The sequence below is a fragment of the Fictibacillus sp. WQ 8-8 genome (assembly GCF_024494405.1).
In the GTDB taxonomy this organism is placed as follows: Bacteria; Bacillota; Bacilli; order Bacillales; family Fictibacillaceae; genus Fictibacillus_C; species Fictibacillus_C marinisediminis.
In genome coordinates this window covers 87,790-114,139 of sequence record NZ_JAMXKG010000004.1, presented here as the reverse complement: position 1 = coordinate 114,139, position 26,350 = coordinate 87,790, and the positions used below count along the sequence as shown (strand labels likewise).

28 protein-coding genes and 1 riboswitch are annotated in these 26,350 nt (G+C 42.4%); of the genes, 21 read left to right on the top strand and 7 right to left on the bottom strand.

Features of this window, described 5'->3' with window-relative positions; translation table 11 throughout:
- Positions 1-69: 69 nt before the first annotated feature.
- Entirely contained in the window at positions 70-318 is a 249-nt protein-coding gene (locus tag M1K46_RS10015; RefSeq protein ID WP_062235455.1) for a glutaredoxin family protein, read from the bottom strand.
- 111 nt (positions 319-429) lie between these two features.
- On the opposite strand from M1K46_RS10015, the gene M1K46_RS10010 reads away from it, so the two are divergent.
- Positions 430-1,410, top strand: a complete 981-nt coding sequence (locus tag M1K46_RS10010; RefSeq protein WP_256225930.1) for a DUF2515 family protein — start codon at positions 430-432, stop codon at positions 1,408-1,410.
- Between the two features lie 379 nt (positions 1,411-1,789).
- On the opposite strand, the gene M1K46_RS10005 is transcribed toward M1K46_RS10010, so the two are convergent.
- The gene (locus M1K46_RS10005; protein ID WP_255357569.1) at positions 1,790-1,912 is read right to left on the bottom strand and encodes a hypothetical protein; all 123 of its coding nucleotides are present in this window, start codon (positions 1,910-1,912) and stop codon (positions 1,790-1,792) included.
- Between the two features lie 192 nt (positions 1,913-2,104).
- Here M1K46_RS10005 and M1K46_RS10000 point away from each other — a divergent pair, with 192 nt between their 5' ends.
- From M1K46_RS10000 to M1K46_RS09980, 5 genes are all read left to right on the top strand, one after another.
- On the top strand, positions 2,105-2,614 hold the full coding sequence (locus tag M1K46_RS10000; RefSeq protein ID WP_091004945.1) for a MerR family transcriptional regulator: 510 nt from the start codon (positions 2,105-2,107) through the stop codon (positions 2,612-2,614).
- 63 nt (positions 2,615-2,677) lie between these two features.
- Positions 2,678-3,034 carry a YppE family protein gene (locus M1K46_RS09995; RefSeq protein ID WP_256225929.1) on the top strand — a complete coding sequence of 119 codons (357 nt, stop codon included), beginning with the start codon at positions 2,678-2,680 and terminating at the stop codon, positions 3,032-3,034.
- Positions 3,035-3,193: 159 nt separating this feature from the next.
- The gene (locus M1K46_RS09990; protein ID WP_256225928.1) at positions 3,194-3,724 is read left to right on the top strand and encodes a hypothetical protein; all 531 of its coding nucleotides are present in this window, start codon (positions 3,194-3,196) and stop codon (positions 3,722-3,724) included.
- 2 nt (positions 3,725-3,726) lie between these two features.
- The gene (locus tag M1K46_RS09985; RefSeq protein WP_375162195.1) at positions 3,727-4,947 is read left to right on the top strand and encodes a DEAD/DEAH box helicase; all 1,221 of its coding nucleotides are present in this window, start codon (positions 3,727-3,729) and stop codon (positions 4,945-4,947) included.
- Positions 4,948-5,418, top strand: coding sequence for a hypothetical protein (locus tag M1K46_RS09980; protein ID WP_062235467.1), 471 nt, complete (start codon positions 4,948-4,950; stop codon positions 5,416-5,418).
- 69 nt (positions 5,419-5,487) lie between these two features.
- Here the strand turns inward: M1K46_RS09980 and M1K46_RS25825 are convergent, their stop codons facing one another.
- The gene (locus tag M1K46_RS25825; protein ID WP_375162194.1) at positions 5,488-5,634 is read right to left on the bottom strand and encodes a CAP domain-containing protein; all 147 of its coding nucleotides are present in this window, start codon (positions 5,632-5,634) and stop codon (positions 5,488-5,490) included.
- A complete protein-coding gene (locus tag M1K46_RS09975) occupies positions 5,601-6,269 on the bottom strand; it encodes a LysM peptidoglycan-binding domain-containing protein (RefSeq protein WP_375162192.1) in 669 nt (222 codons plus the stop codon). The genes M1K46_RS25825 and M1K46_RS09975 overlap by 34 nt, the downstream gene beginning before the upstream one ends.
- Before the next feature lie 165 nt (positions 6,270-6,434).
- Between M1K46_RS09975 and M1K46_RS09970 the strand changes: the two genes are divergently transcribed.
- Together M1K46_RS09970 and M1K46_RS09965 are read left to right on the top strand one after the other, a co-directional pair.
- Positions 6,435-7,346, top strand: coding sequence for a rhodanese-related sulfurtransferase (locus tag M1K46_RS09970; RefSeq protein WP_256225926.1), 912 nt, complete (start codon positions 6,435-6,437; stop codon positions 7,344-7,346).
- Positions 7,347-7,454: 108 nt separating this feature from the next.
- Positions 7,455-7,640: a hypothetical protein gene (locus M1K46_RS09965; protein WP_256225925.1), complete on the top strand. Its 186-nt coding sequence runs from the start codon at positions 7,455-7,457 to the stop codon at positions 7,638-7,640.
- A 59-nt stretch (positions 7,641-7,699) separates the two neighbouring features.
- Here the strand turns inward: M1K46_RS09965 and M1K46_RS09960 are convergent, their stop codons facing one another.
- Positions 7,700-9,088 carry a peptide MFS transporter gene (locus M1K46_RS09960; RefSeq protein WP_053358101.1) on the bottom strand — a complete coding sequence of 463 codons (1,389 nt, stop codon included), beginning with the start codon at positions 9,086-9,088 and terminating at the stop codon, positions 7,700-7,702.
- A gap of 202 nt (positions 9,089-9,290) precedes the next feature.
- On the opposite strand from M1K46_RS09960, the gene M1K46_RS09955 reads away from it, so the two are divergent.
- Together M1K46_RS09955 and M1K46_RS09950 are read left to right on the top strand one after the other, a co-directional pair.
- The gene (locus M1K46_RS09955) at positions 9,291-9,788 is read left to right on the top strand and encodes a metallophosphoesterase family protein (RefSeq protein WP_256225924.1); all 498 of its coding nucleotides are present in this window, start codon (positions 9,291-9,293) and stop codon (positions 9,786-9,788) included.
- Between the two features lie 277 nt (positions 9,789-10,065).
- Positions 10,066-10,144: riboswitch (ZMP/ZTP riboswitch) on the top strand.
- Between the two features lie 127 nt (positions 10,145-10,271).
- The gene (locus tag M1K46_RS09950) at positions 10,272-11,471 is read left to right on the top strand and encodes a phosphoglycerate dehydrogenase (RefSeq protein WP_062235486.1); all 1,200 of its coding nucleotides are present in this window, start codon (positions 10,272-10,274) and stop codon (positions 11,469-11,471) included.
- Positions 11,472-11,526: 55 nt separating this feature from the next.
- Here the strand turns inward: M1K46_RS09950 and M1K46_RS09945 are convergent, their stop codons facing one another.
- A complete protein-coding gene (locus M1K46_RS09945) occupies positions 11,527-11,883 on the bottom strand; it encodes a DUF2512 family protein (protein WP_256225923.1) in 357 nt (118 codons plus the stop codon).
- 104 nt (positions 11,884-11,987) lie between these two features.
- Between M1K46_RS09945 and mutM the strand changes: the two genes are divergently transcribed.
- The 7 genes from mutM (at position 11,988) to M1K46_RS09910 (ending at position 19,766) form a co-directional block, all read left to right on the top strand.
- The gene (gene mutM, locus M1K46_RS09940; protein ID WP_256225922.1) at positions 11,988-12,797 is read left to right on the top strand and encodes a bifunctional DNA-formamidopyrimidine glycosylase/DNA-(apurinic or apyrimidinic site) lyase; all 810 of its coding nucleotides are present in this window, start codon (positions 11,988-11,990) and stop codon (positions 12,795-12,797) included.
- 316 nt (positions 12,798-13,113) lie between these two features.
- Complete coding sequence (locus M1K46_RS09935; protein ID WP_062235494.1) at positions 13,114-14,496, top strand: extracellular solute-binding protein; 1,383 nt, start codon at positions 13,114-13,116, stop codon at positions 14,494-14,496.
- A gap of 43 nt (positions 14,497-14,539) precedes the next feature.
- Complete coding sequence (locus tag M1K46_RS09930) at positions 14,540-15,457, top strand: carbohydrate ABC transporter permease (protein ID WP_053358541.1); 918 nt, start codon at positions 14,540-14,542, stop codon at positions 15,455-15,457.
- A gap of 11 nt (positions 15,458-15,468) precedes the next feature.
- Positions 15,469-16,299, top strand: a complete 831-nt coding sequence (locus M1K46_RS09925; protein ID WP_256225921.1) for a carbohydrate ABC transporter permease — start codon at positions 15,469-15,471, stop codon at positions 16,297-16,299.
- Between the two features lie 130 nt (positions 16,300-16,429).
- The gene (locus M1K46_RS09920) at positions 16,430-17,539 is read left to right on the top strand and encodes a GntR family transcriptional regulator (RefSeq protein WP_256225920.1); all 1,110 of its coding nucleotides are present in this window, start codon (positions 16,430-16,432) and stop codon (positions 17,537-17,539) included.
- Positions 17,540-17,592: 53 nt separating this feature from the next.
- Positions 17,593-18,615, top strand: coding sequence for a Gfo/Idh/MocA family protein (locus tag M1K46_RS09915; protein ID WP_256225919.1), 1,023 nt, complete (start codon positions 17,593-17,595; stop codon positions 18,613-18,615).
- A gap of 17 nt (positions 18,616-18,632) precedes the next feature.
- Positions 18,633-19,766 carry a Gfo/Idh/MocA family protein gene (locus M1K46_RS09910; RefSeq protein WP_256225918.1) on the top strand — a complete coding sequence of 378 codons (1,134 nt, stop codon included), beginning with the start codon at positions 18,633-18,635 and terminating at the stop codon, positions 19,764-19,766.
- Between the two features lie 95 nt (positions 19,767-19,861).
- Here M1K46_RS09910 and M1K46_RS09905 read toward each other — a convergent pair whose 3' ends face one another.
- Complete coding sequence (locus M1K46_RS09905; protein ID WP_256225916.1) at positions 19,862-21,805, bottom strand: lamin tail domain-containing protein; 1,944 nt, start codon at positions 21,803-21,805, stop codon at positions 19,862-19,864.
- A gap of 729 nt (positions 21,806-22,534) precedes the next feature.
- On the opposite strand from M1K46_RS09905, the gene M1K46_RS09900 reads away from it, so the two are divergent.
- From M1K46_RS09900 to M1K46_RS09885, 4 genes are all read left to right on the top strand, one after another.
- Positions 22,535-23,896: an MFS transporter gene (locus M1K46_RS09900; RefSeq protein WP_062235514.1), complete on the top strand. Its 1,362-nt coding sequence runs from the start codon at positions 22,535-22,537 to the stop codon at positions 23,894-23,896.
- Complete coding sequence (locus tag M1K46_RS09895) at positions 23,880-24,656, top strand: sugar phosphate isomerase/epimerase family protein (protein WP_062235517.1); 777 nt, start codon at positions 23,880-23,882, stop codon at positions 24,654-24,656. The genes M1K46_RS09900 and M1K46_RS09895 overlap by 17 nt, the downstream gene beginning before the upstream one ends.
- A 139-nt stretch (positions 24,657-24,795) precedes the next feature.
- Positions 24,796-25,608 carry an HAD-IIA family hydrolase gene (locus M1K46_RS09890; protein ID WP_256225915.1) on the top strand — a complete coding sequence of 271 codons (813 nt, stop codon included), beginning with the start codon at positions 24,796-24,798 and terminating at the stop codon, positions 25,606-25,608.
- A gap of 52 nt (positions 25,609-25,660) precedes the next feature.
- Positions 25,661-26,332 (top strand): MgtC/SapB family protein, encoded by a 672-nt coding sequence (locus tag M1K46_RS09885; RefSeq protein ID WP_256226142.1) that lies wholly within the window; start codon positions 25,661-25,663, stop codon positions 26,330-26,332.
- Positions 26,333-26,350: the final 18 nt, after the last annotated feature.

The following is a 26,350-nucleotide window of genomic DNA, read 5'->3' as shown; positions in this document are numbered from 1 at the left end:
TGAATACATAAGAAAAACTATGCGAGCGGCAAGTGCTGGCATAGCTTTTTAGAGATAGGCCGTATTTGTTTAATCGATCGCAAGAATGGACTGCAGTTCCTCCTGCTTGAAGCCCATCACAACTTCCTGGGAACCGTCCTTTATAATCACGGTAACAGGAGTCGCACTTGCTCCAAAACCGATGACTTCATTCATATATTGGGGATTCTTCCGGATATCTCTTTCCTCGAATGAAATGTTATTTGATTTTAGCCATTCTTTCTCTGCAAAGCATGGCGGGCAGGTTTCCTGTGTATAGATGATCACCTTTTGCTCCATGTTCATGCCTCCAAACCTTATGTTTATCTTCTTATTTTACCGTTTTTCTATAGAGCTTACAAATATTTTAGGCAGCGCTGTAGAACGATAAGGATAAAAGGAGGGGAAAAGTTGAGCCAGGAACAAAAATGGATAGAATCAGAGCTGACCCGAGAGATTCAGCTAAAAACAGAAAAAGGGAACCGAGATAATATTTCACGTACCGTATTTTATCAGCAGTTTTATGAAAAACACCCAGAGATCAAATGGTCTTTTCTGGCTTCCATCGTATCAAGAAATGCTGGTTACAACATGTGTGACCTTGAGGGGGAATGGATGAGGAGATCCATTCCCCAAAAATACCGCCATCTGCTTTTTTTTACGTATGAGCGGGCGAACTGGCTGATTTTCTCGGATGCCTATCCGCAGCTCCTTCTTTATGAAAAAAGCAAAGAGGCCGGCCGTCCGTTGTTCTCACTGCTTCCGATGCTCAATGTTTCTAAGTATATGCAGAGAGAGTGGCTTCGGTTTTGGTCTGTGGGAGACGAAGAGAGGCTATGGACATCGTTGATCATCAATGAACAGCATCTGATCCAGCGCCCGGTCATCGATCATCCTGTTTATCGCCGGAGAGTTTTTCTTTCCATGCCGTATCGGCTCCAGAATTGGCTCCATTTCAGTACAGTTTTGTTTCCGACATTAGAGGGAGATGTGTTCGGCTTTTCTGTACACGGTTTCCGTACGATTAAAAATCGCATTCTGCTCGGAAGAAGGCTTGCATGGCTGCTGTTCCAATCTCCCTACCAGACATTGTTTTTTGATTTTGCACAGATGACTCCCCATACAGGCTCACGCCACGATTATGAACAGTACGTCTATCCGAACCGCGAAAGGCTGCCGCAGCTGCTCCGGCTGATCTATCCGCTCGTTGATCACGGCCGGCCGTCCCTGCCGGACTGGAGTAAACGAGTAAAGAACATAGATACCTATTATCGAGAATTTTCTATTCCTCGGCAAATCAACCTGACGGAGTGGTACCACAAAAAAGAGCTGGAGCTGCAGATCGGGATCCTATTGGAAGAACTGCTGTTTAAAGATAGGAATTTGAAATAAAAAAAGGTGATCTGGCTTCCGCTGTTAAAGCGGGCAGGATCACCTTTTTTGCTTTTATTAAGGATGGATTGATAGCCGAAAGTCTGAACGAGTGGTTCAGCCTTTTAATCCAGCTTCAATGGACGTTTCAGCCTTTCTTGATCCAGCTTCAGCGCCTAGAGACTCGGCCGCTTCACTTTTACATCTCAACACTAAGAGCGTGCTGATTTGTAAAAGTTCCACCAACTTTCGTCTCTGACCAGGCGCTTCAGCCTTTCTTGATCCAGCTTCAACGGCCAGACTCTCGAGTCGCTTCGCTCTTGAGCAGAAAACAAAATGCGTTTTATGCTCAAGAACTCCAGCGCTTGCGGGGTCTGAAAGGCCGTTTCAGCATTTCGTATTATGTAGCCGGATAGTTGGGGCCTTCCAGCTTTTTGTCGCCGTGTCCTGTTTCTTTTTCCTGTTCAGGTGCGTTTGTCATTTTTTCCTGCTCCTGCTCCAGGCTGTTTTCGTGTTTTTCCATAATCGTTCACCTCCTGATTGTAGTGTTAGGCAGGAGGACCTGTTTCATACGGAGTGAACAGTGTCGAAAGGAGGATATTTTTAAGGAATATCACTTTCTTTGCCGAATCGCTTCTAGTTTTGTCACCTATGAAGGGAATCAAAAAAAGGTACGGAATTACTACCATATAAGAAAACGGGGAGGGAATTAGAAATGGAAATGGTGTTTAAAACAAAAACGGTTTCGGAAGAACTTGGTGTCAACCCCACTACCATTCAGCGCTGGGTCAAACATTTCAATCTTACTTGCCAAAAAAATGACCATGGTCATTATCTGTTCTCTGAGCAAGACATAGAAGATTTGCGTGAGATAAAAAAGCAGCTGGACGCCGGGCTTCTCATGAACGATATCCAGATCGCAGCTCAGGTGAAATCTCCAGTGGCTCCGGTGAAGGCCGAGAGGTTTGATGAACGGTTCGAGAGTCTGATGGCACAGATCGAAAAGCTGGAAAAAAAGATCGAGGAAAAGGCAGACGACGTATTGTCCTATCAAGTTCTTCAGCATGCTACAGAGATGGATGACATGATGAAGCGTCTGATCAAAATTGAAGAGAAGATTGAAGATATCGAAGTGAAGCTGCTGAAGATGCCGCAGGGCACAGAAGAGACCGCTGGATATAAAAAACCCCGGAGGAATTGGCTCGTCAGTCTTTTTACCCTTTAACTTTAATGAACCTCGTGCATTCTATTCTTTATTTTGGTAGGATAGAAGAGTCAGGGGTGAATTATGGATCGCTTAAATCAATTAACAAGAGAGCTTTTAGATGCCAATCGGGAAGCTTTTGATCAGTATATCGAAAAAACAAAAAAAGAAGGCTATGAAGTAGACTTTTATGGAGAGGTCAAGCCCTTTACCGACCGGATCCGCACGATGGCGGAAGAGTGGAAGAACCTTTCCTTGCCATGGGTAGCGGCTAACCAGCCCAAATATATTCACGTTAACCAGATTAATGACACGTTTGATAACTTACAGTTTATTGCGGTATTTGCATTTCAGCCGGATACGAGGGAGAAACGGTTCACCGAGATGGTCAAATCCATCGATTACGTCCTGAGTACCATGCTGGATCAGCTGCATTCGTAAAAGACGGAAAACTAAGCCGTCTTTTTTATTTTGTCTGTTTCAAAAAAGAGAAAGAGTAGCGTACGGAGATGTATGAGGGTAAAATGAATGTATTCATCCAGAGCCAAATATAATTTCACGTACCGTATTTTAAGACTATAAAACAAAGAAGGTACTTACATGATTGATCCCACGATCTATGAAAATTTAAAAATTATACTGGAAGGGATGGTCTATGACCTTGATTTTGACGGGCGCTTAAAGGTTACGAACCGCCGTGATCTGGTCGATCTTGCATCTCTCAGCAGAAAATACAATTTAGAAGTATTTATAAAAGAAAAAACAGGACAGGGAGTAAAGGTAAAAATTGAACTTGCAGCAGGTTTAGAAGACCTTGCAGATGAAATAATGGAAAGAGAGACAGCGAATACTGGATGCCGGTTTTCTGTGACCTATTATTTAACGGTGCAGGATATTGAAGCAGAGTGTTCAGAGCTCGGTGAAACCTTAAGAAGGATATGGAAGCCTTACGGTGAAGTCTCTCAAAAGGTTTCATATATCTATGGGTTGCCAAGAGGCAGCTACCATAATGAAATTTTAATAAATATAGACAGCAAAATGCATGAAGAAAACAGCGAACAGCTTGAGGATTACTTGGAACGCATGATGGCTTCATGTAAACAAATTTTTCATAAAGGGGAAAATAAATGAGTATGACTACACAATTAAAGGAGTTGCATCCTTTCCTGCAAGAGAACTGGGAAAATGCGGCGTTTGAAACATTGACTCCAGTACAGGAGCAGATGCTGCCGAGTATGCTTGGAAGAAAAGACTTAATCGTTGAATCTCCGACTGGAACAGGCAAGACACTGGCTTACTGTCTGCCGGTATTGCAAAACATAGACAGCAGTTCATCTTCTGTACAGGCAGTGGTCATTGCGCCAACAAAAGAATTGGTCATGCAGATTCATACCGTTTTTCAGGAATATGCTCAAGGAAGCGGAATCTCAGGAACAACACTGATCGGCGGAGTAAACGTACAGCGGCAGATCGATAAGCTAAAGAAGAAGCCACAGTACATCATCGGGACACCGGGAAGGATTCTTGAGCTTTACAAAAATAAAAAGCTCAAGCTTCATGAGGTGAAGACGATTGTAGTGGATGAAGCAGATGTTGTTTATGATATGGAATTAATGGACGAGGTTCAGAATATTGTTAAAGGGACGATGAAAGACCGCCAGCTTGTTTTTGTGTCAGCGACCATTTCAAAAAAATCAGAAGAGCTCGCAAAGGAATGGATGAATGAGCCTCTTTTCATAAAGGTTGAAAGGGATTCATCTGCCGCAAAAAAAGTACAGAATCTTTACCTGATTTCTGAAAGACGTGATAAAATAGATAATCTCAGGCGCATTATTCGACACCATTCGAACATGAAGGCTATCGTGTTTTTTGGTGATAGCATGCATCTTGAAGAGATTGCTGCAAAAATGGCTTACAGAGGTATAACCGTAGGGGTGATCTCTGGACAAGCGTCCAAACAAGAGCGGCAAAAAGTGATGAGAGAATTCCGTGCAAGTGATCATGCATTGCTTCTTTCAACAGATCTAGCTGCGCGCGGACTGGATATTAGCGGACTTACACACGTCATACATTTTGACCTAGCAGATTCAGAAAAACAATACATTCACCGTTCAGGAAGAACAGGCAGGATGGGCCAAGAGGGAACCATCATTTCTCTAGTGACCGAAAGAGAAGAGAACGTGCTCGTAAAATGGGCGAAGAAGATGAACACCCACCCTCAAAAAATGGTCTTTAAAAGAGATCAGCTCGTCCCGCAGTCGCATAGTACACAGCAAAAAACGGACAAAAAAAGGCCGCCCAAAAAGTCAGCGCCACAGCGAACTCATAATTTTACAAAAAAGAAGGGGAAATAATTGCTGGAGAATGAAAAACTAATTTATAAAATCAATAAAATGGTGGAACGTTTTAACTTATCAGTTGATGTTCAGATCGAGGCCAAATATCCGCTCGACCGAAATATCGGCGGGAAATATAATGCCGGAGATCATTCGATAACATTGTATCTGGAAGAAATTCAATCTCAGTGTCAGTGGATGTTTCCTGAACAGGATGTCATGCTGGAGTATGCCCTGGTCATCTTTGCTCATGAAGCGGGCCATGCCACAGATCCCTATTTGCAAAAGCTAGTGGAACTGTACGATGATACAGAAGATGAACTGAAAAAAAGAAAGATTGAACTGATAGTTGAAGTTCAGGCCTGGAAGATTGCGAAGGCCCTCGTCAGGGATGTGCCAGATGGACTCTTCAACAAAATAAAAAGGATTTCCTTGGAACATCATTATAAAGCGGTTTCTGTTCGCATGGATGATGCGGGTGTCGCTTAAAGCTCATATATAAAAGGTCCAGTGCTGATCAAACAGTACTGGACTTTTTTTGTGAGAATCTAACGTTTTTTATCGAATGAACATTTGGACCCAGGCACCATTGTAGTACCCGACGCCAATCTGGCTATACTTGCTGCTTAAAATGTTTTCACGGTGACCTGTACTGTTCATCCAGTCCTGCATCACCTGCTGGGGAGAGCGTTGCCCTTCAGCGATGTTCTCACCGGCGCTGTATATGAGATGCCGAATGTTTTCATCATGTCAAAAGGCGAGCCGTAAGTTGGTGAGGTGTGGGAGAAATAATTCCGTTCCACCATATCTTTTGCTTTGATCTGGGCGACATTACTTAGTTTCTGGCTGAGAGTAAGCGGAGTGAGCTCTTGTTTGTTCCGTTCCTGGTTAACGAGGCTGGCCACTTCTTTGGCGTTAGCGCTTACATTAACCTGCTGGCTTGGAGCCGACTGGCTGACAGTCTGACTTTCTGTTTTGTTGCTTGCTGGAAGCTCAATCGTTTGCCCGGGATATAGCAAGCTGGGATTCTTGACTTGCGGATTTTCCAGAATCAAAGATTGGATGCTTTGTCCATATTTTTTTGAGATGGTATAGAGAGTGTCTCCGAAGCGGACGGTATATAATGCTGAATGATCAGGAATATAAATGACTTGTCCAGGATAGATCATCGTTTGGTGCAATAGATTCATATTCATTATTGTTTTAACGCTTGTCTGATGGGTTTGAGCAATTCTATAGATGGAGTCTCCCGGCTTTGCAGTATATGGACTTGCTGCAAAAGCGGCAGTCGTCATACTCAGAAAAGCGGTAAGACTTAATGCGGCCGTTTTAAAAAACATAGTTCCTCCTTATTAAATGATTCTCACAATTCAAATATTCACACATCCAGTAAATGAAAACAACTGGGAATCAAAGGGAAATCGTTTTCATGATACAATCTGCCTTTTTGCAGTAAAATTTGTTATGATAGTTGAGTTGAAATTAAGCTAATGGAGTGAAAATTAATGAGTTACCAAGTGTTGCTGTTTTATAAATACATCACGATTCAAGATCCAGAGCAATTCGCTGCTGAGCATCTTGAATTCTGTAAATCGATAGGATTAATGGGAAGGATCCTTGTCGCAAATGAAGGGATCAACGGAACGGTATCTGGAACGACCGATCAAACGGGCTTATATATAGAGCATATGAAAAATGACAGCCGGTTTCACGATATCGTATTTAAGATCGAGCAGTCTGAAACCCACGCATTTAAAAAGATGAAAGTTAAATTGAAAAGAGAGATTGTAAACCTAAACTTGGATGACGATGTTAACCCGAATGAGCTGACAGGCTATCATCTTGCGCCAAAAGATTTTTATGCAGCAATGCAGCAGGAGGATGTGGTTATACTCGATGCCAGAAACACCTATGAATATGACCTTGGTCATTTTAAAGGCGCCATCCGGCCTGATGTTGAAACGTTCAGAGATTTGCCAGACTGGATCAGGCGAAATTTCAGCCAGTACAAGGACAAGAAAGTGCTGACGTACTGTACGGGAGGCATACGGTGTGAAAAGTTTTCGGGCTTCTTATTAAAAGAAGGGTTTCAGGATGTCTCCCAATTAGAGGGCGGAATCATTTCCTATGGCTATGATGAAGAAGTGAAGGGAGACCTTTGGGACGGAAAATGCTATGTTTTTGATGAGCGCATCTCAGTACCGGTCAACAGAGCAGGAACAGAAAAGGTAGTAGGCACATGCTATCATTGCGGCAAGCCCGAGGAACGCTATGTGAAGTGCGGCAATCCGGAATGCAACAAACACCTGCTCATGTGTGAAGAATGTGAGCACGAGCATAAGCGGGCATGCAGCACTCATTGCCGGGACCATAAGGACAACCGCTATGTAAAAGAAAACCGTTCGATTGAAGCCTAATTGAGTACCGGGTACCCTTTAATTTAGAGAGGGTACTTTTTTTATACTGGAAGGCGTTTTCAATAGGTGTATAATATAGGCAGAGACATCAAGAAAGGTGTGTATTCAATGATTGATGTGGAATTCCCGGAAAATAAGCTTGAACTTCTGCCAGCTGTCTTCATCTTCATCATTTTTGTGATTCTGGCGTGGATGACGGTTAAATTTCTTAAACAGTTACATACAAAGGAACTGAAAAAAGCTGAAGCAGCAAAAGCTAGAATGAAAGAATTTGAACTTCAAAATAAGCATTAGTACGCATTAAAAACAGGCAGCCGGACAGGCTGCCTGTTTTTAATGCGTATTTACATGTTTTATTCAGCTGCCATTTTCACAAGTTTTTTAGAAAGGCTTAGGAGTATAAGACCAAGGAAGATAGTAACTCCCCCGATGATCATGAATACTTCAAAGTATCCTAATGATTCAGTAGTAGAAGCCAATTGTCCGGCAAGGATGTTGGCAAAACCTGATCCAGCAAGCCAGACACCCATCATAAGGGAAGCCAATTTAACTGGAGCGAGTTTACTGGTCATGGACAAACCAACCGGCTGTAAGCAAAGCTCACCGATCGTATGGAGGAAATAAGTCAGTACCATGAAGATCATGTTTGCTTTAACTGCTGAAGAATCGCCGGTTCCTGTTTGAATAAGAGCAGGAACAAGAACAGCAAAACCAGCACCAAGCAGCATCATACCAATTGCCATTTTCGTAGGAGTTGGCAGGTCTCCGCGTTTTGATTTTGATAATTTAACCCATAAGATAGAGATGATTGGAGCAAAGATTACGATAAACAATGGGTTAAGTGACTGGAACCAAGAAGTCGGAACCGTCCATCCAAATACTGTACGGTCAATGAACTTGTCCGTATAAAGGGTTAACGAGCTTCCGGCTTGTTCAAAACCTGCCATGAAGAAGATAACAAAGAACGTCAGAATTACGATAACTTTCACTCTGTTTTTCTCCACTTTAGTAAGAGGTTTCTTTTTCACATTATCGCTGACAGTATTTTGAGCAGCTCCAACCGGCTTTTTGCCGATGTCGCCTAAGAATTTGTTTCCAAGAAAGTTGAATAGGAGCTGGCCGATAATCATTCCGATGGCCGCCGCTAAGAATCCAAATTTAAATCCGAAATGCTCAACACCATTAACTGTTGTTTTAAAGAAGTCTTCAGCAAGGAATCCTACAATGAGTGGAGAGAAGAATGCACCAATGTTGATTCCCATATAGAAAATAGTGAACGCAGCATCTTTACGGGCATCATTTTTAGAGTATAGATCACCAACAAGCGTAGAAATGTTTGGTTTAAAGAAGCCGTTTCCGATGATCAACAATGCAAGTCCCGCGAAGAATGCAGGTTTACTCTGATTGGCAAATAATACAAGGTTACCAAGCGCCATTGTGACACCGCCTATGGTAATCGCAAGTCTTTTGCCCAGGAATCTGTCTGTTAAATATCCGCCTATCATTGGTGTGAAGTATACAGCACCGGTGAAGAATCCATAAATACTCATGGCCACGCTATCACTCATGCCTAGACCGCCGCTGATCAGCGATTTAGTCAAGTAAAGGACAAGAATGGCTCTCATGCCATAATAGCTGAACCTCTCCCACATTTCAGTGAAGAAGAGCAAGTATAATCCAGGTGGATGTTTCTTTTTTGTTTGGAGCTGAATGTCCTGCTCCACTTTTACAGTTGCTTCCATCATGATGCCTCCAATTTGTTTAATCTATAAATATTTTAATTTACTAAATATTTAGTAGTCAATAACAATTAAATGGAAAAGCTATTATAATTCAATTGTGAAAATAATGAATATTTTCACAAAAAAGCGCTTTCCTTGATATCACTAAGGATTACGGCCTATGAAAAAATGACCAAGTGTGAAAAAGAAGGAGAAATTTTTTATGAAAATTGTCGTGATAGCTGACACCCATATGCCCAAAAAGTCCAAAAAGCTGCCTGAAAGGCTCCTGTGTGACCTGGAAACTGCCGACCTCATTATCCATGCTGGCGACTGGCAGACGTTAGATTTATACAATGAGCTGCAATCCTATGCACCTGTCAAAGGAGTGACAGGAAATGTGGATGGACTGGAAATGAAAGAACTTCTAAGTGAGAAACTCATCCTTGAAATCCATGGATACAAAATAGGCATCGTTCATGGACATGGAAAGAAACAGACGACAGAGAAAAGAGCAATCACTGCTTTTCAGGATGAAAAAGTGGACTGCATCATCTTTGGCCACTCCCATATTCCTAAGAACTATATGTTCAATGAGATTCTTATGTTCAACCCAGGTTCACCAACTGATAAACGTAGAGAAAAATATTTTTCTCACGGCATCCTTACAATTGATCAGGAACTAAAAGGTAAGCATATCTTTTATAGAGATAAAATTTAACATTATTAACTAATAAGCAGTTTATTCCTATTCTCGCCGAAATTCAAATATTGGGATTGAACGCCTAGAACTGAACCGTAAAACCTTAAAATAGTTCCGATCATATAAAAAAGCCAACATTAAATGTTGGCACCTTTTCCGCTCAAGAGGGTTAACGGAAAAGCCTTAACATTGGTAGGGATTAAGAGAATTCGATAGTCTCTAAATAAAATGTTTGAATTTTTAATATACAGGTGTTGATAGCTGCCTGAAAGTTTGTTAGTATAAAACAAATTAAAAGGCTATGTGTAACTGGCGAAACGCGGATAACCGCGAGGGAGCACATAGTGTCGCAGCCGTTCGCCTGGGCAGAGGTAAGGAGATTTTTTCCCTTACCTCTTTTCTGTTTATTTGAGGAAGTATAGGGTAATTCGTAAGTTTCCTGCTTTACTTTTGGTAATTTGATTAAAGAGGAAACCATCATAAAAAAGAGGAGAGAACAAAATGACGACAATCACGTTAGAAAAAGGAAAAACAATCAAAACCTTAAATAATATAGCGGAAAGCGGTCTGAAGGTATTCAACAAAGGCAACTATATTATAGACAACGACAGTGACAATCCTGAAGCGATCGTTGTTCGCAGCTTTAACATGCACTCTTTAACATTTGGAGATGAACTCAAAGCCATTGCGCGGGCTGGGGCGGGAGTTAATAATATTCCGGTTGAACTATGTACTGAGCAAGGAATTGTTGTTTTTAACACTCCTGGAGCTAATGCGAACGCGGTAAAAGAAATGGTACTGACATCATTAATGGCTTCATCCAGGAACCTTTTTGCCGGTGTGGAATGGACAAAGACTTTGGAAGGCGAAGGTGAACAAATACCAAAACTTGTAGAAGCAGGAAAGAAACAATTTCTTGGAAAAGAAATCAAGGGAAAAACGTTGGGTGTAATAGGTTTAGGTGCAATCGGTGCACTTGTAGCGAATGATGCGCTTGATTTAGACATGGATGTAATTGGGTTTGATCCGTTCATCTCCGTGGATACAGCCTGGAACCTGTCCCGCAATGTACAGCGCGCGATGACGCTTGAACAGTTATTTGCCGAATCAGATTATCTTACAGTACATGTTCCTTTAACGCCTGATACAAAAGAGATGTTTAATCAGAAAGCGTTCAATGTTATGAAACCGGGAGTCCATATATTAAATTTCTCTCGCGGAGAGCTTGTGAACGAAAAGGATATGGAAATCGCACTCGAAAATGGAATCGTCGGCCAATATATTACTGACTTTCCGAATGAAAATGTGCTGAAAATGAAAAATACTGTTCCGGTCCCACACCTTGGAGCTTCCACGAAAGAATCAGAGGAAAATTGTGCCATTATGGCGACCCGCCAGGTGAAGGAATTTTTAGAAACCGGAAACATCAGAAACTCCGTAAACTTTCCAAACGCTTCCCTTCCTTATACAGGAAAGCTGCGAGTGGCAGCTTTCCACGAAAACGTACCGAATATGGTGGGCCAGATCACACTGGCTGTATCAAGCTATAATTTGAACATCGCTGACATGGTTAACAGAAGCCGAGGAGGATACGCCTATACGATGATTGACATTGACAATAAGGTAAACGGCGAGGTAATCCCTGGTTTAGAAGATAAGATCAAAGAAATTGACGGCATCATTACAACGCGTGTGATCTAATAACAAATAAAATTGTAAAGAAAGCCTCAATTCCTTTAAGGAATTGAGGCTTTCTTTATATAGGTTCGCTATGAGCTTTATGAGAAGCCAATAAATAACGGTGCGTAAAAAATTCGAGGATTCCCAGAAAGACACTTGTTAAAAGAGCGCCAAACCAAGTAACAGAAGCTTCCCATTGAAAGTTTGAGGCATAATAGAGAATGATACAGGATACCGCCACATCAATGAATACACTGATCCAAAGAGCCCCTTTGCGAAGGACAAAGTATTCGACTGCGACTCCAAGAATTGCAAGCGTCATTCCCACCACAATGATTTGCCAATAACTCTCGAAATGTACACCTGGAAAGAAAAAAGCAGCGACGAATAAAACAATGGGAATCGCAATAAGTTTTATGATCAAACTGGTCATATTTAACCTCCTGTCTGCTGATATTGTAACCACGATCTTTTGTCTCAATTCAGCAAAAATGAAGCATACTAAACATCAGCTGAAAAAAGACAGGAGTGGAGGACATGCCAGAACTTCCAGAGATGGAGAATTACAGGATGGCGTTATCCCGCCAGTTGAAAGCAAAGCCAATTACACAGGTGGAGATCAACCGTAAAAAATCCATTAATAAAAAATCGGAGATCTTTGCAGCAGAATTGCATGGAGCGGTGGTTACTGATATAAGAAGGCGGGCTAAGTATCTGATTTTTCAATTGAGCACCGGGAACGCACTGCTGCTCCATCTCATGCTCGGCGGGTGGATGTATATTGGAAATGATCAAGATAACCCTGATCGGACAAAGCAAGTCATTTTATCCTTCGGCGATAAAAGGCTTTATTTTATTGGGTTACGGTTAGGTTATCTTCATTTGCTGAAGTGGATTGAACTTAAAGAAAAATTGGAAGAGCTGGGTCCAGAGCCTCTTAATCCCGATTTTACCCTTGAAACGTTACAGGAACGCCTAGGTACGAAGAGAGGGACATTGAAATCCATCTTGATTGATCAAAAATTTCTGGCAGGAATTGGTAACTGTTATTCAGACGAAATATGCTGGCAGGCCAGACTGCAGCCGGAAAGAAAAGCCAGCGAACTTAATGCAGACCAAGTTATTGAACTGTATCAAGCGATTGGGCCGGTTTTGCAAAATGGAATTCAATTTGGAGGATATATGGAAAATCCGCTGTATGCTGGCGATTCGAAAACAGGAGGATATAACAACCATTTGCTTGTCTATGAACGGGAGCATCAACCGTGTCTACGATGCGGAACAGAAATCAGGAAAATGGAAATTTCTTCGCGAAAATCGTTCTTCTGCCCTAACTGTCAGGTTTAGAATCAAGGCAATCCTTAAAATATTGAGAATTAGAAGTGTACGACTGAGAGGCAGAGATGTCTCTTTTTTATTTCTTTTCTGAAGGCGGTTCAAGCACACCCCCTCATAAATCAACAACATTGACTAACAGAACTTTTTTTAGATATATCAAATAATATATTGACATATATCAGGTATATCAATTAAGTTAAAAGTGTAACCAATTTACTGAAAATTCAGAAAGGAGATTTTTTTAGCTTCTATTGAAAGCGCTGTCATCTTTACCTCTAAGATCCTACATACGAATATTTTTAAAAATTAGAGGAGGGTGTTGAAAATGAAAGTAAAAAGCTACAAAAAGCTGGCCGCAATTTCGGTTATTACTGGGAGTGTTCTTTTTAGCTCGGCTTGTTCAGATGCCAATTCTACTTCGGGGAATAAAAAGTCGGGAGACAGCAACACGATTAGCATTACGTTCCGAGATGGGGGAGGAACGAACAAAGGACTGACCGATTGGCTAAACAATGACATTATTCCAGAGTTTAAAAAAGAGCATCCAAAAGCGAATATCAAGCTCTCTCCAATCAGCGCATCGGAAGGCGATTATTTTGCCAAAGTTGCTCTAATGCTCAAGTCTGATCAGTCAGCGCCAGATATCGTCACGGAAGATACTTTTATGGTGAATTCGGATGCGAGTGCGGGCTATCTTGAACCGCTGGACGATAAGCTGAAAGGCTGGGATGAGTGGAATCAATATATCGACAATGTTAAGAATGGTGTTAAAGCCCAGGACGGCAAAACGTATGGTGTCCCTTTTAATACAGATTCGCGAGGCCTGTGGTACAACAAAGAACTTTTTAAGAAAGCAGGGCTGCCGGTACCATGGGAACCAAAATCATGGGAAGATATCTTAACGGCTGCTAGAACCATTAAGAAGAAAGATCCAGGTGTTATTCCATTGTGGATGAACTCTGGCAAAGCCACGGGTGAAGGCACTTCCATGCAAACGTTCGAGATGCTGCTGTATGGTACAAAAGATCCGTTATACGATGAGGACAAGGGAAAATGGATCGTGAATAGTCAGGGACTGCTTGATACGTATACATTCATCGATACCATTTATAAAGAAAAACTGGGTCCAAACTTGTCACAAGTACTAAACGGCCAGGGAGGCACCATTGCCTATACTCAATTGATGCCAAAAGGAAAGCTTGCGATAGGTTTAGACGGGATATGGCAGGCAGGAAACTACCGAAAAGACGGACCTGCACCATGGCCGGATGCATTTAAAACACTGGGTTATGCAGCCATGCCAACCCAAAATGGTGAAGAGCCTGGACAAACCTCAATGTCAGGAGGATGGGCGTTTTCCATTCCAAAAAAATCAGATAACAAAGATCTATCTTGGGAATTTATTAAATTCATTTCTACTAAAGAAAATAATCTCAAATTATTGTTAAAAGAAAACAACCTTTCTCCGCGGGAAGACGTATCAAAAGAATCGGAATACTTAAATCTGCCGATGTTTAAAGAGGCTTCTGAATTTCTGGAACATACCCATTTCAGACCGTCTGTCGATAAGTATCCTTCTGTTTCCACAGTTATCCAATCTACGGTGGAAGATGTGGTTACCGGAAAATCATCGCCAAAACAGGCAGTTGAAAACTATCAGAAAAATGTAACACGTGTTGTAGGCAAAGACAAAGTGATCGAAAGGTAACGTCTTTTTATGAAAAGGAGTGTTTTCTTTGGATGCAAACCCTGTGGTTTCTCCTTCAACATCTGTTGGAAGAACATCATCACCTCATAAAAGCAACCATAAAAAGTTAGTAACATCGCTTCTTTTTTTACTTCCTTCCTGGATCTTGCTGCTCATCTTTTTTATCGGGCCGATCCTTTTAACCTTTTATTTTGCCTTCACCAACCTGTCTCTGACAGGGAGTGAGGCGCAAGCGACCCAATTCGTGGGCTTCAGTAACTTTGTGAACATGTTTCAGGATCCTAACTTTCGGATCAGCGTGATCAAAACGATTGTGTATTTATTGTTCTCAGCCATCATGGGCCAGCAAGTTCTTGGATTTATTCTGGCACTGCTCATGAAAGAGAAAAATCCGGCATTCCGCCGGGTGATAGGTATTATAGTAATTGCCGGCTGGGTGACTCCTGAAATTGTCGTGGCTTTCTGCTGGGTAGCGTTTCTAAATGACAGCGGGACGTTAAACATGATTCTGCAGCAAATTGGTTTGAAACCGGTTGCCTGGCTTTTTACCTTTCCGATGACGAGTGTGATCATCGCTAACATTTGGCACGGCACCGCGTTTTCCATGCTTGTTTTTCAGGCCGCACTGGATGATGTGCCAAAAAGTATTGAAGAGGCAGCGGTCGTGGATGGTGCTTCACGGTTCCAGGTTCTTTATAAGATCGTCCTGCCGATGATCAAAGGCTCTGTTGTTACAAACATGATCCTAGTTACGCTTCAAACCTTAGGCGTATTCACATTAATTTATGCAATGACGGGCGGAGGGCCGGGCACATCAACACAAACATTGCCGATCTTTATGTACAATCAAGCCTTTGTCAACTATCAGCTTGGTTACGGTACTGCCATTTCACTTATTCTTTTATTAATCGGTGTGCTGGTAAGCCTTCTGTATTTAAAATCGATGAAAGTCAAAGTTTAGGAGGGAGATCGATGAAAAGAAAATTCATAAAGCTGGAAAGAACGTTGCCATACGTCATTTTAACGGTCATAGGTGTTCTGTTTCTCCTTCCGCTTCTTTGGGTGCTTATCGCATCCGTCGATCCCAATGCCAACTCCTCCATTAAGGTTCCAACTGCCTTTACGGTGGATAATTTTAAAAGCATCCTAACCGATCCGGTAAACATTTGGGCCTTTATCATTGGATTGCTTCTTTCTTTGGGGCAAGGCCTGCTCGTGGTGCTGGTGGCAGGGCTGGCTGCTTATCCACTTTCTCGTTATCAGATGAAATATAAAAAGCATTTTATGTTTACGATTCTCTTTATGACTTCGCTGCCGATTACGGCTGTTATGGTGCCAGTATATCAGTTGTTTATTTATATGAAACTTCAAGACTCGCTATGGGGGACGATGTTCTTTTTAACAGCGGCCGGACTCCCTTATGCAATCTGGATGCTGAAAAACTTCATGGATGCCGTTCCACTGGAGCTTGAGGAATCCGCTTGGATTGATGGTGCCTCGGTATGGCAGGGACTGAAAAGAATTGTCGCGCCATTGATGATTCCAGGTATCTGTACGGTCGGCATTTTTACCTTTTCAGGCAGCTGGGGCAATTTCTTTGTACCGTATATTCTCATTCAGTCTCCAGAGAAGCTTCCTGCTTCAGTTACCATTTATCAGTTTTTTGGTAACTTTGGAATGGTAGAGTACGGTAAACTCGCCGCATTTTCCATTCTGTATACCTTCCCGGCGATTGTTTTGTACATCTTTTCGCAGCGCTTTATGTCTCAAGGCTTCAGCCTGGGCGGGGCTTCCAAAGGGTGACTGTGAGTGGAAGCAGGCCGGATCGAAGAAGGAGTTAACTGTTAGAATTGTCAGACCTTTCAGGTATAATCAATATGTATACACTGTTTTCCAGATATAGTATGCATATTTCTGTTTTTGGAGTGGTAACATGGAACCTTTATACAAGCAAGTTTATCAATCAATCAAAAAAAATATTATCAATGGCCAGTATGCAGCAGGAGATCGGGTACCTTCTGAAAAAGAACTATCAGACTCCTTTCAAGTTAGCCGTATAACCAGCAAGAAGGCGTTGGAGTTACTAGTCAGTGAAGGCCTCGTGTTTCGCCAGCGCGGAAAAGGGACCTTCGTGTCTGAAGATTCAACAAACAACCCAGAAAATGACGTAAAAGAAACCAACAAGTTTTTAGTCGGATTGATTGTGCCTGACTTGGATGACAGTTATGTTTCAAAAGTGGTTGCAAGTATTGAAGAAGCAGCCAATCATCGCTGTTTCGTGATATTAAAGCGTACAAATGGATCAATCGATAAAGAGGCAGATGCTATCAGACAGCTGATCGACTTTGGAGTAGACGGGTTAATCCTTTATCCTGCACACGCTGAACATTATGGATCTGAGATTCTTAAAATGGTGATCACAGAATATCCGTTTGTGCTGATTGACCGAACCTTTAAGGGAGTGGCCGCGGCGTTCGTTTCGACTGACAATATTAAGGCTGCTCAACAGGGAATAAACTATTTGTTCGAATTGGGACATGAATACGTCGGTGTTCTGGGACCAGCCACTGCAGAAACGACGACCGTCGTAGACCGTTTTAACGGTATACTGCGCGCGTATGAAGAAAAGAACCGAATCGTTAACCGGCAGTTATGGTGTTCTGATCTGAAAAAATCTTTGCCTTCCTCTATCAGCAAAGATATTAAACCAGAACATGATGTCGAGATCATCAAGAAACACCTTCAAAAGCACCCAGAGATCACAGCGATATTTGCCCTGGAATACAACATTGCGGTTCTTGCCAAACGTGCAGCCGAAGAGATGGGTCTTCGTGTTCCTGGAAATCTCTCAATCTTATGTTTTGATGCGTACGACAACAATTTAAGCGGCTGGGAGTTTACTCACCTTCGCCAAAACGAAAAAGAGATGGGAAGGCTTGCTCTTAACCGATTGCTGGAGATGATGAACGGCAGCTCTTCTATTAAAAAAGAATTTTTGGACGTGGAATTAATAGAAGGAGATTCTACCCGTCCACTCCATTGAAAACCTTTTCAAAAATTTAAGAATTTCATGATAAAGAGGAGGAGTGATGAAAAGTGGTTTCCGTAGCGTTATTAAGCAAATGGCATGTTCATGCTGATGATTATGCGAGAGAGGCAAAAAGCAATCCATCCCTTTCTATTCAACGAGTTTGGGATGAAGATCCTTCGAGGGGAGAAAAATGGGCCCAAGAACTGGGAGTACGTTTTGAAAAAGAACTTGAAGCAGTGCTGCAAGACCCTGGAATTGATGCGGTTATCGTCAACACACCCACGAATTTGCACAAAGAAGTGATCATGGCAGCCGTCGCACACAAAAAACATGTTTTTACAGAGAAGGTCCTTGCGTTAACAACAGCTGACTGTGAAGAAATCTATGAGGCTGTGGCAAAAGCAGGTGTTAAGTTAACCGTCTCCTTGCCGAGGCTGACAACCAATTACTATTTGTATACACAGCACGCGTTAGATCAGGGGTGGCTAGGGGAGCTGACATCGATTCGCTGCCGGCTGGCACATAATGGTGCTGTTCCTGAGAGCGGCAATGTAAATGGCTGGCTTCCTCCACATTTTTATAACAAAGAACAATGCGGAGGTGGAGCGTTAATCGACCTTGGCGCTCATCCCATCTATTTAACCAACCGGCTGGCAGGGCCTGCAAAAGCGGTAACGTCTATTTTTCAACAAAGTAATGAAAGAAATGTGGAGGAGAGTGCGATGGTCCTTGTCGAATATGAATCAGGTGCGCTCGGAACGGTGGAAACCGGATTTTTATCGTATGGAAGTCCTTTTCAGTTAGAGGTTTACGGTACAAAAGGAGCCTTACTGATTGAAGAAAACGAAATTCGTCTAACTAGCAGACAGCTTGATCAAGAGGGCTGGGCCACACCACAGCAGTTGCCCGAAGCACTTCCGATGCCGATGGAACAATGGGCGGAGTCCATACTGAATGGAGGAGAAACGACGATTACGAAAGAAGATGTTTGCAGTCTTACCTTAATCAACGAAGCAGCAGCACGATCAAACTCTGAAGGAAGAAAGGTTTCAATTTCTGAAGTAAAAGAAGTTCTCTTAAATCAATAATCAAGGAGGAAGCTATCGTGTCTAAGAAAATACGGATCGGAATTATTGGATGCGGCGGAATCGCCAACGGAAAGCATATGCCAAGCCTTTCAAAGATTGACGAAGCAGAACTGGTTGCCTTTTGTGACCTGGAAGAAGAAAAAGCAAGAAAAGCGGCTCAGGAGTTTGGAACCGAGGATGCCAAAGTGTATCTCGATTACAAAGAACTTCTTGAGGATGAACGCGTTGACGTCGTTCATGTTTGTACACCGAACCATTCCCATGCAGAAATCACGATCGATTCTCTTGAAGCGGACAAACATGTAATGTGCGAAAAACCAATGGCCAAAACAGCAGCTGATGCCCGCCGAATGGTCGAGGCCGCCAAACGAACAGGGAAAAAACTGACCATCGGCTATCAATATCGCTTCCGTGCAGACAGCTGGCATTTACATAAGCTGTGTGAGCGCGGAGATTTTGGAGATATCTACTATGCGAAAGCACACGCGGTCCGCCGTCGTGCTGTACCAACATGGGGCGTGTTCCTGGATGAAGAAAAGCAGGGTGGGGGATCACTGATCGATATCGGTACACATTCACTCGATATGACCCTATGGATGATGAACAATTACGAACCGAAGGCAGTACTCGGAACGACCTATCACAAACTCGGCAAAAAGAAAGACGCAGCAAATGCCTGGGGTTCCTGGGATCCTGAAAAGTTTACCGTAGAAGATTCAGCCTTTGGCATGATCACCATGAAAAACGGAGCAACCATCTCGCTGGAAACGAGCTGGGCACTGAATACCTTACAGACAGGTGAAGCCATGTGTACCCTATGTGGAACAGAAGGCGGAGCCGACATGATGGACGGACTCAGGATAAACGGAGAAGACTTCGGCAAGCTATACACGAATGAGGTTCAGGTTGATGGAAAAGGAGTCGCATTTTATGATGCGGATGAAGAAAGCGATGCCGAGCATGAAGCAAGACTGTGGATCGATTCTATTCTGAACGACAAGGAGCCGGTAGTTAAACCGGAACAGGCTTTGGTGGTTACGGAGATTCTTGAAGCAATCTACGAATCTGCCAAATCTGGCAAGGCGGTTTATTTCGACGAAGAAGAGAAAGATCTAGACAAGTCTGTCAAAACAAATAAAATACTTCAATAAATTATACCGAAAAAGGCTGCAGGGGTATCTGCAGCCTTTTTGGCGGTATCAAAGGAGATTGAACGGATGGGTGCAATGCTTACCGGCCAGTTACTCTATTTACGTTCTTCTTTCTCTGTATTCCGATCATCCTTCATTAATGTCTTCATATCAATTTTGAGCATCCGATCCCTTGGATAGGTCCCGGTATACCGATATTTGTTCGCTCCTGATTCAAAGGAGACATAGAGATCACTTTTTACTAGCACTGCTCCTTCATTCATGGGAATCGCGGTGATACTTTCTATCGGTTTGGCGGTTTGTCCATCAAGGAACCAAAGAGGGACTTGCTTTTCCCCGATCGTAACGTATTGATTAGGCTCCTCTTTAAGCGGATCTTCGTATCGATAGAGAACACTATCGTTTGCCCGTCCATAGGAAGTAACTAAAGAGATCCCCTTCTTTTGAACAATTGCGCCCTGAACCTTTCCGATGGTGGAAAAGACATAATCCGGAGTTGCAGGTTCATTCGATGTTTGATTCCATTGTTCACTTGTCAGCATGTCTGTACTTGGTGTGAGCTTATAACCGACCATCCAGGCATATTGCAATTCTCCGGCAGGGTTCACCTGGTGGTGTGCTGGATCCGTCGGGTAGCTGCTTGGCTCATAAAATTCACCAACCCATAGAATTTTTTTATCATCGTCATAGACATCATAAGCCGCTTCTACGGGAACAGGAATCTGGTTCGTGAACGTAAGCTCATCATTATTTTGCGCCGCAACGATATCACTGATATTTAACGTATAGAGAAATTGTTCGGAAGAGATCCAAACATGGTCCATGCTTACGGTAACGCCTCCCGCGTGGCCGGTGTATGGTGTGCCGTCTTGGTTATACAATACAATGGATTTCACCAGTTTTTCAGTTGTGGCATCAATCACGGATAGCGTTCCGGGCCTTCCATTATCCAAATAATTAATGGTAAATAACCAATCTTTTTTCTTGTAATAACCGAGTCCTTGCGGGACAAGATCCTGTACTAATCCAGGGATGATCGGGCCATCCTTGCTGATATCCCACAGTGTTTGATATTTTGGGTTTCTGTCATTGGATGATCTTTCTACCTGTGTAATGAGCTGATGTCCGGGTCTAACCGTTAGGGGGGCTGATTTCGCCGATTCATTTCCTGAAGTATCAACGGCAGTCATTTGCACGGTATAATCAAGATTGCCAATCAGCGAAGATATCGTAAATTCATGCTTGGATGGAGAGACGAAAAACTCTAAATTTCCATTCTTGTAGATATTATAGCGATAGAGGTCGGAATCCGGATTTGAATCCCAGCTTAGCTGCACTTCACCGTTTCCTGCCTCTCCTTTGATATTGGCAGGAATGGAAGGTGCCGCATCGTCTTGTTTTGGTCTTGGAGGACCTTGGTCCGATTCGACCCAGCCAGGTGTCGGATTTTGATTGCCGGATAACGTTTTCATCGTGATGCTTCCATTGGTTGGATAACCGAACATAATGGACTTATTTGCGGCTACTTGGTCACCGGTGTAATTCGCTTTAACGACTTCCTTTCCGCTCGAATCAAAAACAGATACCGTCTGGTTTTTGCTATTCATCAGGCCGCCAACATCTTCTATTCTTTGCAAGTGATCTTCCTCAATGTATTTACTAGAATAAGACGAAAAATAAAAGTGATTGAAGCCTTCCAATGTCATCGGCTGAGTTTCCTGCCTTCTCGTCCAGAACAGCATCGTATCCCACGGGCCGATTTTGGCTGCGTTATCAATTGTCTTGTTCCAGCCTCCTGTTTGAATGTGATAGTCTTGCAGATTGATCTCCTGATTGCTGTTATTATAGATTTCGATATACTCAAATGCATCATAACCCGCAAAGTTATCCGTATCTGGAATGACCTCTGTAATCAATAGATCGGGTACTGCATTTTCAGCAGCATTTGCTTTAAACGCATGCAGTCCCCAATCATTTCCCATTGCCAGAACAAGCGTTGCAGCATAGACGAGCCACTTCCTATACTTCAAACCTTTCATTCTTTCCCCTCCCCGGTAATATTTTGTTGATCCTATTCTTTCCAGATAACATTTAGAGAGGATAAACACACAAAAAAACCCCATGACATAGCATGTGCGGCAATAAATGCCGTACGAATGCATGTTCACAGGGTTCTCCGTATCTCTACCCGAAACACTAACTAGTTTAAGTTATCTGATTATTTTTAATTATACATAAATTAGAAGAGATAGCAACATAAACCGGGACGATCCAGAATAGTTTATATTAACCTGCTAAATGGTTCATCAATATTTTCAGTCGGTCATCTATAGTACATGATCAAAAGCTGTTTTCGTAAGCTCTGTTGCTCTTGGGAGTGGTTGATTTCCGTTACAGGATGCTCGCTTTCCGCGGGGCGTGTGCTGAGCCCGTCGGCGCTAGCGCCTTCATGGTCTCACCTGTCACGCTCGTCCCGCAGGAGTCTCGCACCTTGCACTACAATCAACTTGTCAATGAAGTTTCTTTACAACAATGTTCCCAAAGCAACAATCTTTTAGAAAAGAGCATTTCCAAATAATAGTTGACAGACTCGTTTGAATATTGTATAAATTGTTTAGCAAATAAAAAAATAATGCATTGTGTAGATTTATGGCCGGAGATGAAGAGAAGCCATAGTCATTAAAAACATGTTACATGTTTTTTTGACTATGGCTTTTATTTTTCTTCTTCTATAATTTTACATAATGAAAAAGGAAAGGGGTCAGATTATGAGTTTTGAGCATTTGGATTCTCCAAAATTAAAGCGCTTTCAAAGAAAAGTCACCCTCTTATCAGCTGCCGGTACTTTTCTTGATGGCTTTGATTTAACGGTTATTGCTGTTGCCATGCCGTTAATTTTAAGCCAGTGGGAAATTACTCCCGGGATTCAGGCTTTGATCACATCTTCGGCTGTTATTGGTTCATTGATCGGTGCGTTGTGGCTTGGTAACTTAACCGATAAATTCGGCCGAAAAGCGATGTATGTTGTTGATTTAATGGCTTTTGTTGTGTTTGCCGCCTTAACCGCATTCGCACAGGCTCCATGGGAGCTCATTTTATTCCGTTTCTTGTTAGGAATTGGAATCGGTGCAGACTATCCGATTTCTGCTACTCTTGTATCGGAATTCAGTTCAACCAAAAGCCGGGGAAAACATAGTACATCTCTGGGGGCCATGTGGTTTGTAGGCGCTGTTACGGCCTATCTCGTCGGGATCTTGTTAGTGCCGGCGGGGCCGAGTGCCTGGAGATACATGCTTCTGGTAGGAGCTGTTTTTGCATTAATCGTTTTCTTTTTTAGAGTCACCCTTCCGGAATCTCCTAGATGGCTGGCTTCAAGAGGACGGGAGAAAGAAGCAGAGGAAATCATGCTGAAAATCACAGGGCAAAAAGTCATCATTCCAGCGGATTCTACTCCGAAAACAAAAGTCAGCCATTTATTTTCAAAGACTCTTTTTAAACGTACGTTCTTTGTTTGCGGATTTTGGTTCTGCTATGCTGTCGCCTATTATGGAATTTCCATGTATACACCAACGATATTAAAACCCTTTACCAATGGTTCACAAATGATGGTTTATATGGGATCCGGAACGGTTAGTTTATTAGGTTTATTGGGAGCCATTGTCGGAATGAATCTTGTAGAAAGGATTGGAAGAAGGCCTCTTATTATTACTTCATTCATCGGTTTATCGATAGCACTGATTATTCTGGCTCTTAATCCAAGTCCTACGTTTGCATTTCTGGTCATTCTGTTCAGTTTGGCTGTGCTGTTTGCCAATATGGGTGGAGGAATCCTTAACTTTGTCTATCCGACAGAATTATTCCCAACAAGTATCCGAGCGAGTGCTTCCGGTTTGGCCACGGGATTCAGCCGAATTGGTTCCATTATGGGGATATTGGTATTTCCTAATTTGATTGCGGCGTGGGGAAGCAGCAAAGCCCTCTGGTTCTTTGCCGTTATCAGTTTATTAGGCTTAATTGTATCGGTATTATTAGCCCCTGAAACTAAAGGCAAAAAATTAGAAGAACTGAATAACGACCGAACCTCTAATTTTAATTCAACAAACGGAGAAAATCATGGAAAAATGGCTTAATAGCTGGTCCTTGGGGCTAAATGCAAATGTAAATGACTTTACCAGGATTAAAAAAGCAGGGTTCGAAGGCATTGAAATACTGGCAGAACAGAACAATGCTCATCACTATTTAAAGTTTGCCAGTGATTTAGGTTTTAAAGTTGGATTGCATTTGCCTTTCCACGATCTCAATCTGGCTACTCCTGATTCGATTGTATACGAAAGAACATTTAATGTTTTATCACAATGGCTGGCAAAGCTTGCTGAATATGGAGGGAAGCATGCGACCTTCCATGGAGGATATGCCTGGTTTTCTGAAGAACGAAATGAGTCCTTAATAAGGGTAAAAGAGCGAATTTTAAAGCTAAATGAAGTCGCCATGCAGCATGGGGTAGAATTACTGTTGGAAAACCTCATTCCGGATAAATTAAACTATTGCCATCAAATTGCTTCTAATGTAGAAGAATGGATCGATTTAATCACTGCTGCAAATGTAAAGGCGTGCTTGGATATCGGCCATTTGGATTTGATGGGGGATGCTTTGGAAACAACGATTGATCAGCTGGCTGGATCATTAGGCGGCATCCATTTATCAGAGAATGATGGGAAATCGGATCTTCATCTGCTTCCTGGGGAGGGAAATCATTTCACGGAGGGGCTGGAGGGCTTTTTAGAGAAGCAATTCTTTGATGGACCGGTTATCTATGAAATTAATCCGTATCAATACTCGATCCAGGATATTATCAATCATGTATCAAACGTTAATTCTATCGTACGATAACAGACATCTCTGAAACTTACAACTGAATAACAGCGGGAAGAGAATAAGAGAAACCCCTAGCTATTTTAGCCTTTGCTTATAAGGCTTCTATAGCTGGGGGTTTTATTCATTTTAGTGCAGTTTAAATGGAGGTATTCATATGGCAAAAGGTTTTATATTTGATTTGGATGGAACCGTATATGTAGAAAACCAGATGATTGAGGGGGGGAAGGAAGCGATAGAATATTTGCGGAATGGCGGGCACAAGGTCGTCTTTTTCACGAATAAATCCATCTCGACGCGTCATGACTATGTAAAAAAGCTGAAGGGACTGGGAATCGAGGCGTCAATAGATGAAGTTATCAACTCCAATTACATTACAGCCAAGTTTTTAAAACAACATATGAATCGCAGCGATGCTGTTTATGTCATCGGGGAGGACGCTTTATTCGAAGAGTTGATCCATGAAGGAATAAGAATTACAGAGGATCCTAACCAAGCTACCTATGTCGTTTTAGGCTGGGATCGCCAATTTAATTATCAAAAACTGAACGATGCCTACCAAGCATGGGCGAAAAACGGGGCGGTGATTCTGGCAACCAACCCGGATCGCACGTGTCCGGTTGTGGATGGTGAGATTCCTGATTGTGGGTCCATTATTGGTGCAATGGAAGGAACGATTGGCAAGCCCATTGATTATATCATGGGGAAACCTTCGAAATTCGCGGCGGATATTGTCATAAGGGATGTTTTACATTTAAAGCCTGAAGAATGCTATATCATCGGAGACCGTTTAGAGACGGATATCCGAATGGGAAATGATAATGGGATCCAAACCGTGCTCGTGCTGTCTGGAATTACAACAAAAGAAATGGTAAAGGATTCTGTACTAAAACCTTCCTATATCCTTCAAAGCATTAAAGATATCCACCAGTTGCCATTGCACCGCTCTTTGCCAATAACGAGTCATTAGGATAAGGAGGTCGATAGGATTGAAGGAATTGGCAGCAAACTTTGATGCAGAGATGCTGGTGAAACTATTCATATCTGCCATATTGGGGCTGGCTATCGGTTTAGAAAGACAATTAAAGAGGAAACCATTGGGGTTAAAAACAAGCTTGGTTATATCCATTATTAGCTGTCTGTTAACCATTGTTTCCATACAATCTTCCTATTCCTTTCCGTCATCTGCTCTCGTAAAAATACAAATGGATCCGCTTCGATTAGCCGCGCAGATTGTTTCGGGAATTGGGTTTTTAGGAGCGGGAGTGATTTTAAGAAAAGAGGACGATACCATCACGGGTTTAACGACGGCTGCCATGATATGGGGAGCGGCTGGGATTGGTATCGCAACCGGTGCGGGTTTTTTTATCGAAGCTGTTGCAGGTGTCATCCTGCTTATGATCAGTGTTGAGATTCTTCCTCTTTTTATTAATAAACTCGGTTTTTGGCGAAAGATTCAAGCAAAAGAAATCTCCCTTAAACTTAACTTGAAATACAGGGATGAAATGGGTGAGGTGATTGCTGAAGTACAGAAGCAAGGGCTTAGAATCGACCATGTTCATATCCAGGATATGGAAGATCATTCACTTCTTCTGGAGTTAAAAGTAGCGGTATTAAACAAAAATACCATTTATGACATTTACAGAGGCATAACAGAGATTAACAATGTTCATCGGACAGATATCAGCGGTTAATCAGGCACATAAAAAGGG

What these genes read in the sequence shown, in the direction of transcription:
- M1K46_RS09920 (WP_256225920.1), top strand. Translation starts at nt 16,430, where the DNA reads ATGGAACCTTTATACAAGCAAGTTTATCAATCAATCAAAAAAAATATT.
- M1K46_RS09995 (WP_256225929.1), top strand. Translation starts at nt 2,678, where the DNA reads ATGGATCGCTTAAATCAATTAACAAGAGAGCTTTTAGATGCCAATCGG.
- M1K46_RS09885 (WP_256226142.1), top strand. Translation starts at nt 25,661, where the DNA reads ATGCTGGTGAAACTATTCATATCTGCCATATTGGGGCTGGCTATCGGT.
- M1K46_RS09925 (WP_256225921.1), top strand. Translation starts at nt 15,469, where the DNA reads ATGAAAAGAAAATTCATAAAGCTGGAAAGAACGTTGCCATACGTCATT.
- M1K46_RS09895 (WP_062235517.1), top strand. Translation starts at nt 23,880, where the DNA reads ATGGAAAAATGGCTTAATAGCTGGTCCTTGGGGCTAAATGCAAATGTA.
- M1K46_RS09955 (WP_256225924.1), top strand. Translation starts at nt 9,291, where the DNA reads ATGAAAATTGTCGTGATAGCTGACACCCATATGCCCAAAAAGTCCAAA.
- mutM (WP_256225922.1), top strand. Translation starts at nt 11,988, where the DNA reads ATGCCAGAACTTCCAGAGATGGAGAATTACAGGATGGCGTTATCCCGC.
- M1K46_RS09965 (WP_256225925.1), top strand. Translation starts at nt 7,455, where the DNA reads ATGATTGATGTGGAATTCCCGGAAAATAAGCTTGAACTTCTGCCAGCT.
- M1K46_RS09890 (WP_256225915.1), top strand. Translation starts at nt 24,796, where the DNA reads ATGGCAAAAGGTTTTATATTTGATTTGGATGGAACCGTATATGTAGAA.
- M1K46_RS09990 (WP_256225928.1), top strand. Translation starts at nt 3,194, where the DNA reads ATGATTGATCCCACGATCTATGAAAATTTAAAAATTATACTGGAAGGG.
- M1K46_RS10005 (WP_255357569.1), bottom strand. Translation starts at nt 1,912, where the DNA reads ATGGAAAAACACGAAAACAGCCTGGAGCAGGAGCAGGAAAAAATGACA.
- M1K46_RS09975 (WP_375162192.1), bottom strand. Translation starts at nt 6,269, where the DNA reads ATGTTTTTTAAAACGGCCGCATTAAGTCTTACCGCTTTTCTGAGTATG.
- M1K46_RS09935 (WP_062235494.1), top strand. Translation starts at nt 13,114, where the DNA reads ATGAAAGTAAAAAGCTACAAAAAGCTGGCCGCAATTTCGGTTATTACT.
- M1K46_RS10015 (WP_062235455.1), bottom strand. Translation starts at nt 318, where the DNA reads ATGGAGCAAAAGGTGATCATCTATACACAGGAAACCTGCCCGCCATGC.
- M1K46_RS09985 (WP_375162195.1), top strand. Translation starts at nt 3,727, where the DNA reads ATGACTACACAATTAAAGGAGTTGCATCCTTTCCTGCAAGAGAACTGG.
- M1K46_RS09945 (WP_256225923.1), bottom strand. Translation starts at nt 11,883, where the DNA reads ATGACCAGTTTGATCATAAAACTTATTGCGATTCCCATTGTTTTATTC.
- M1K46_RS10000 (WP_091004945.1), top strand. Translation starts at nt 2,105, where the DNA reads ATGGAAATGGTGTTTAAAACAAAAACGGTTTCGGAAGAACTTGGTGTC.
- M1K46_RS09960 (WP_053358101.1), bottom strand. Translation starts at nt 9,088, where the DNA reads ATGGAAGCAACTGTAAAAGTGGAGCAGGACATTCAGCTCCAAACAAAA.
- M1K46_RS09970 (WP_256225926.1), top strand. Translation starts at nt 6,435, where the DNA reads ATGAGTTACCAAGTGTTGCTGTTTTATAAATACATCACGATTCAAGAT.
- M1K46_RS09950 (WP_062235486.1), top strand. Translation starts at nt 10,272, where the DNA reads ATGACGACAATCACGTTAGAAAAAGGAAAAACAATCAAAACCTTAAAT.
- M1K46_RS09905 (WP_256225916.1), bottom strand. Translation starts at nt 21,805, where the DNA reads ATGAAAGGTTTGAAGTATAGGAAGTGGCTCGTCTATGCTGCAACGCTT.
- M1K46_RS09900 (WP_062235514.1), top strand. Translation starts at nt 22,535, where the DNA reads ATGAGTTTTGAGCATTTGGATTCTCCAAAATTAAAGCGCTTTCAAAGA.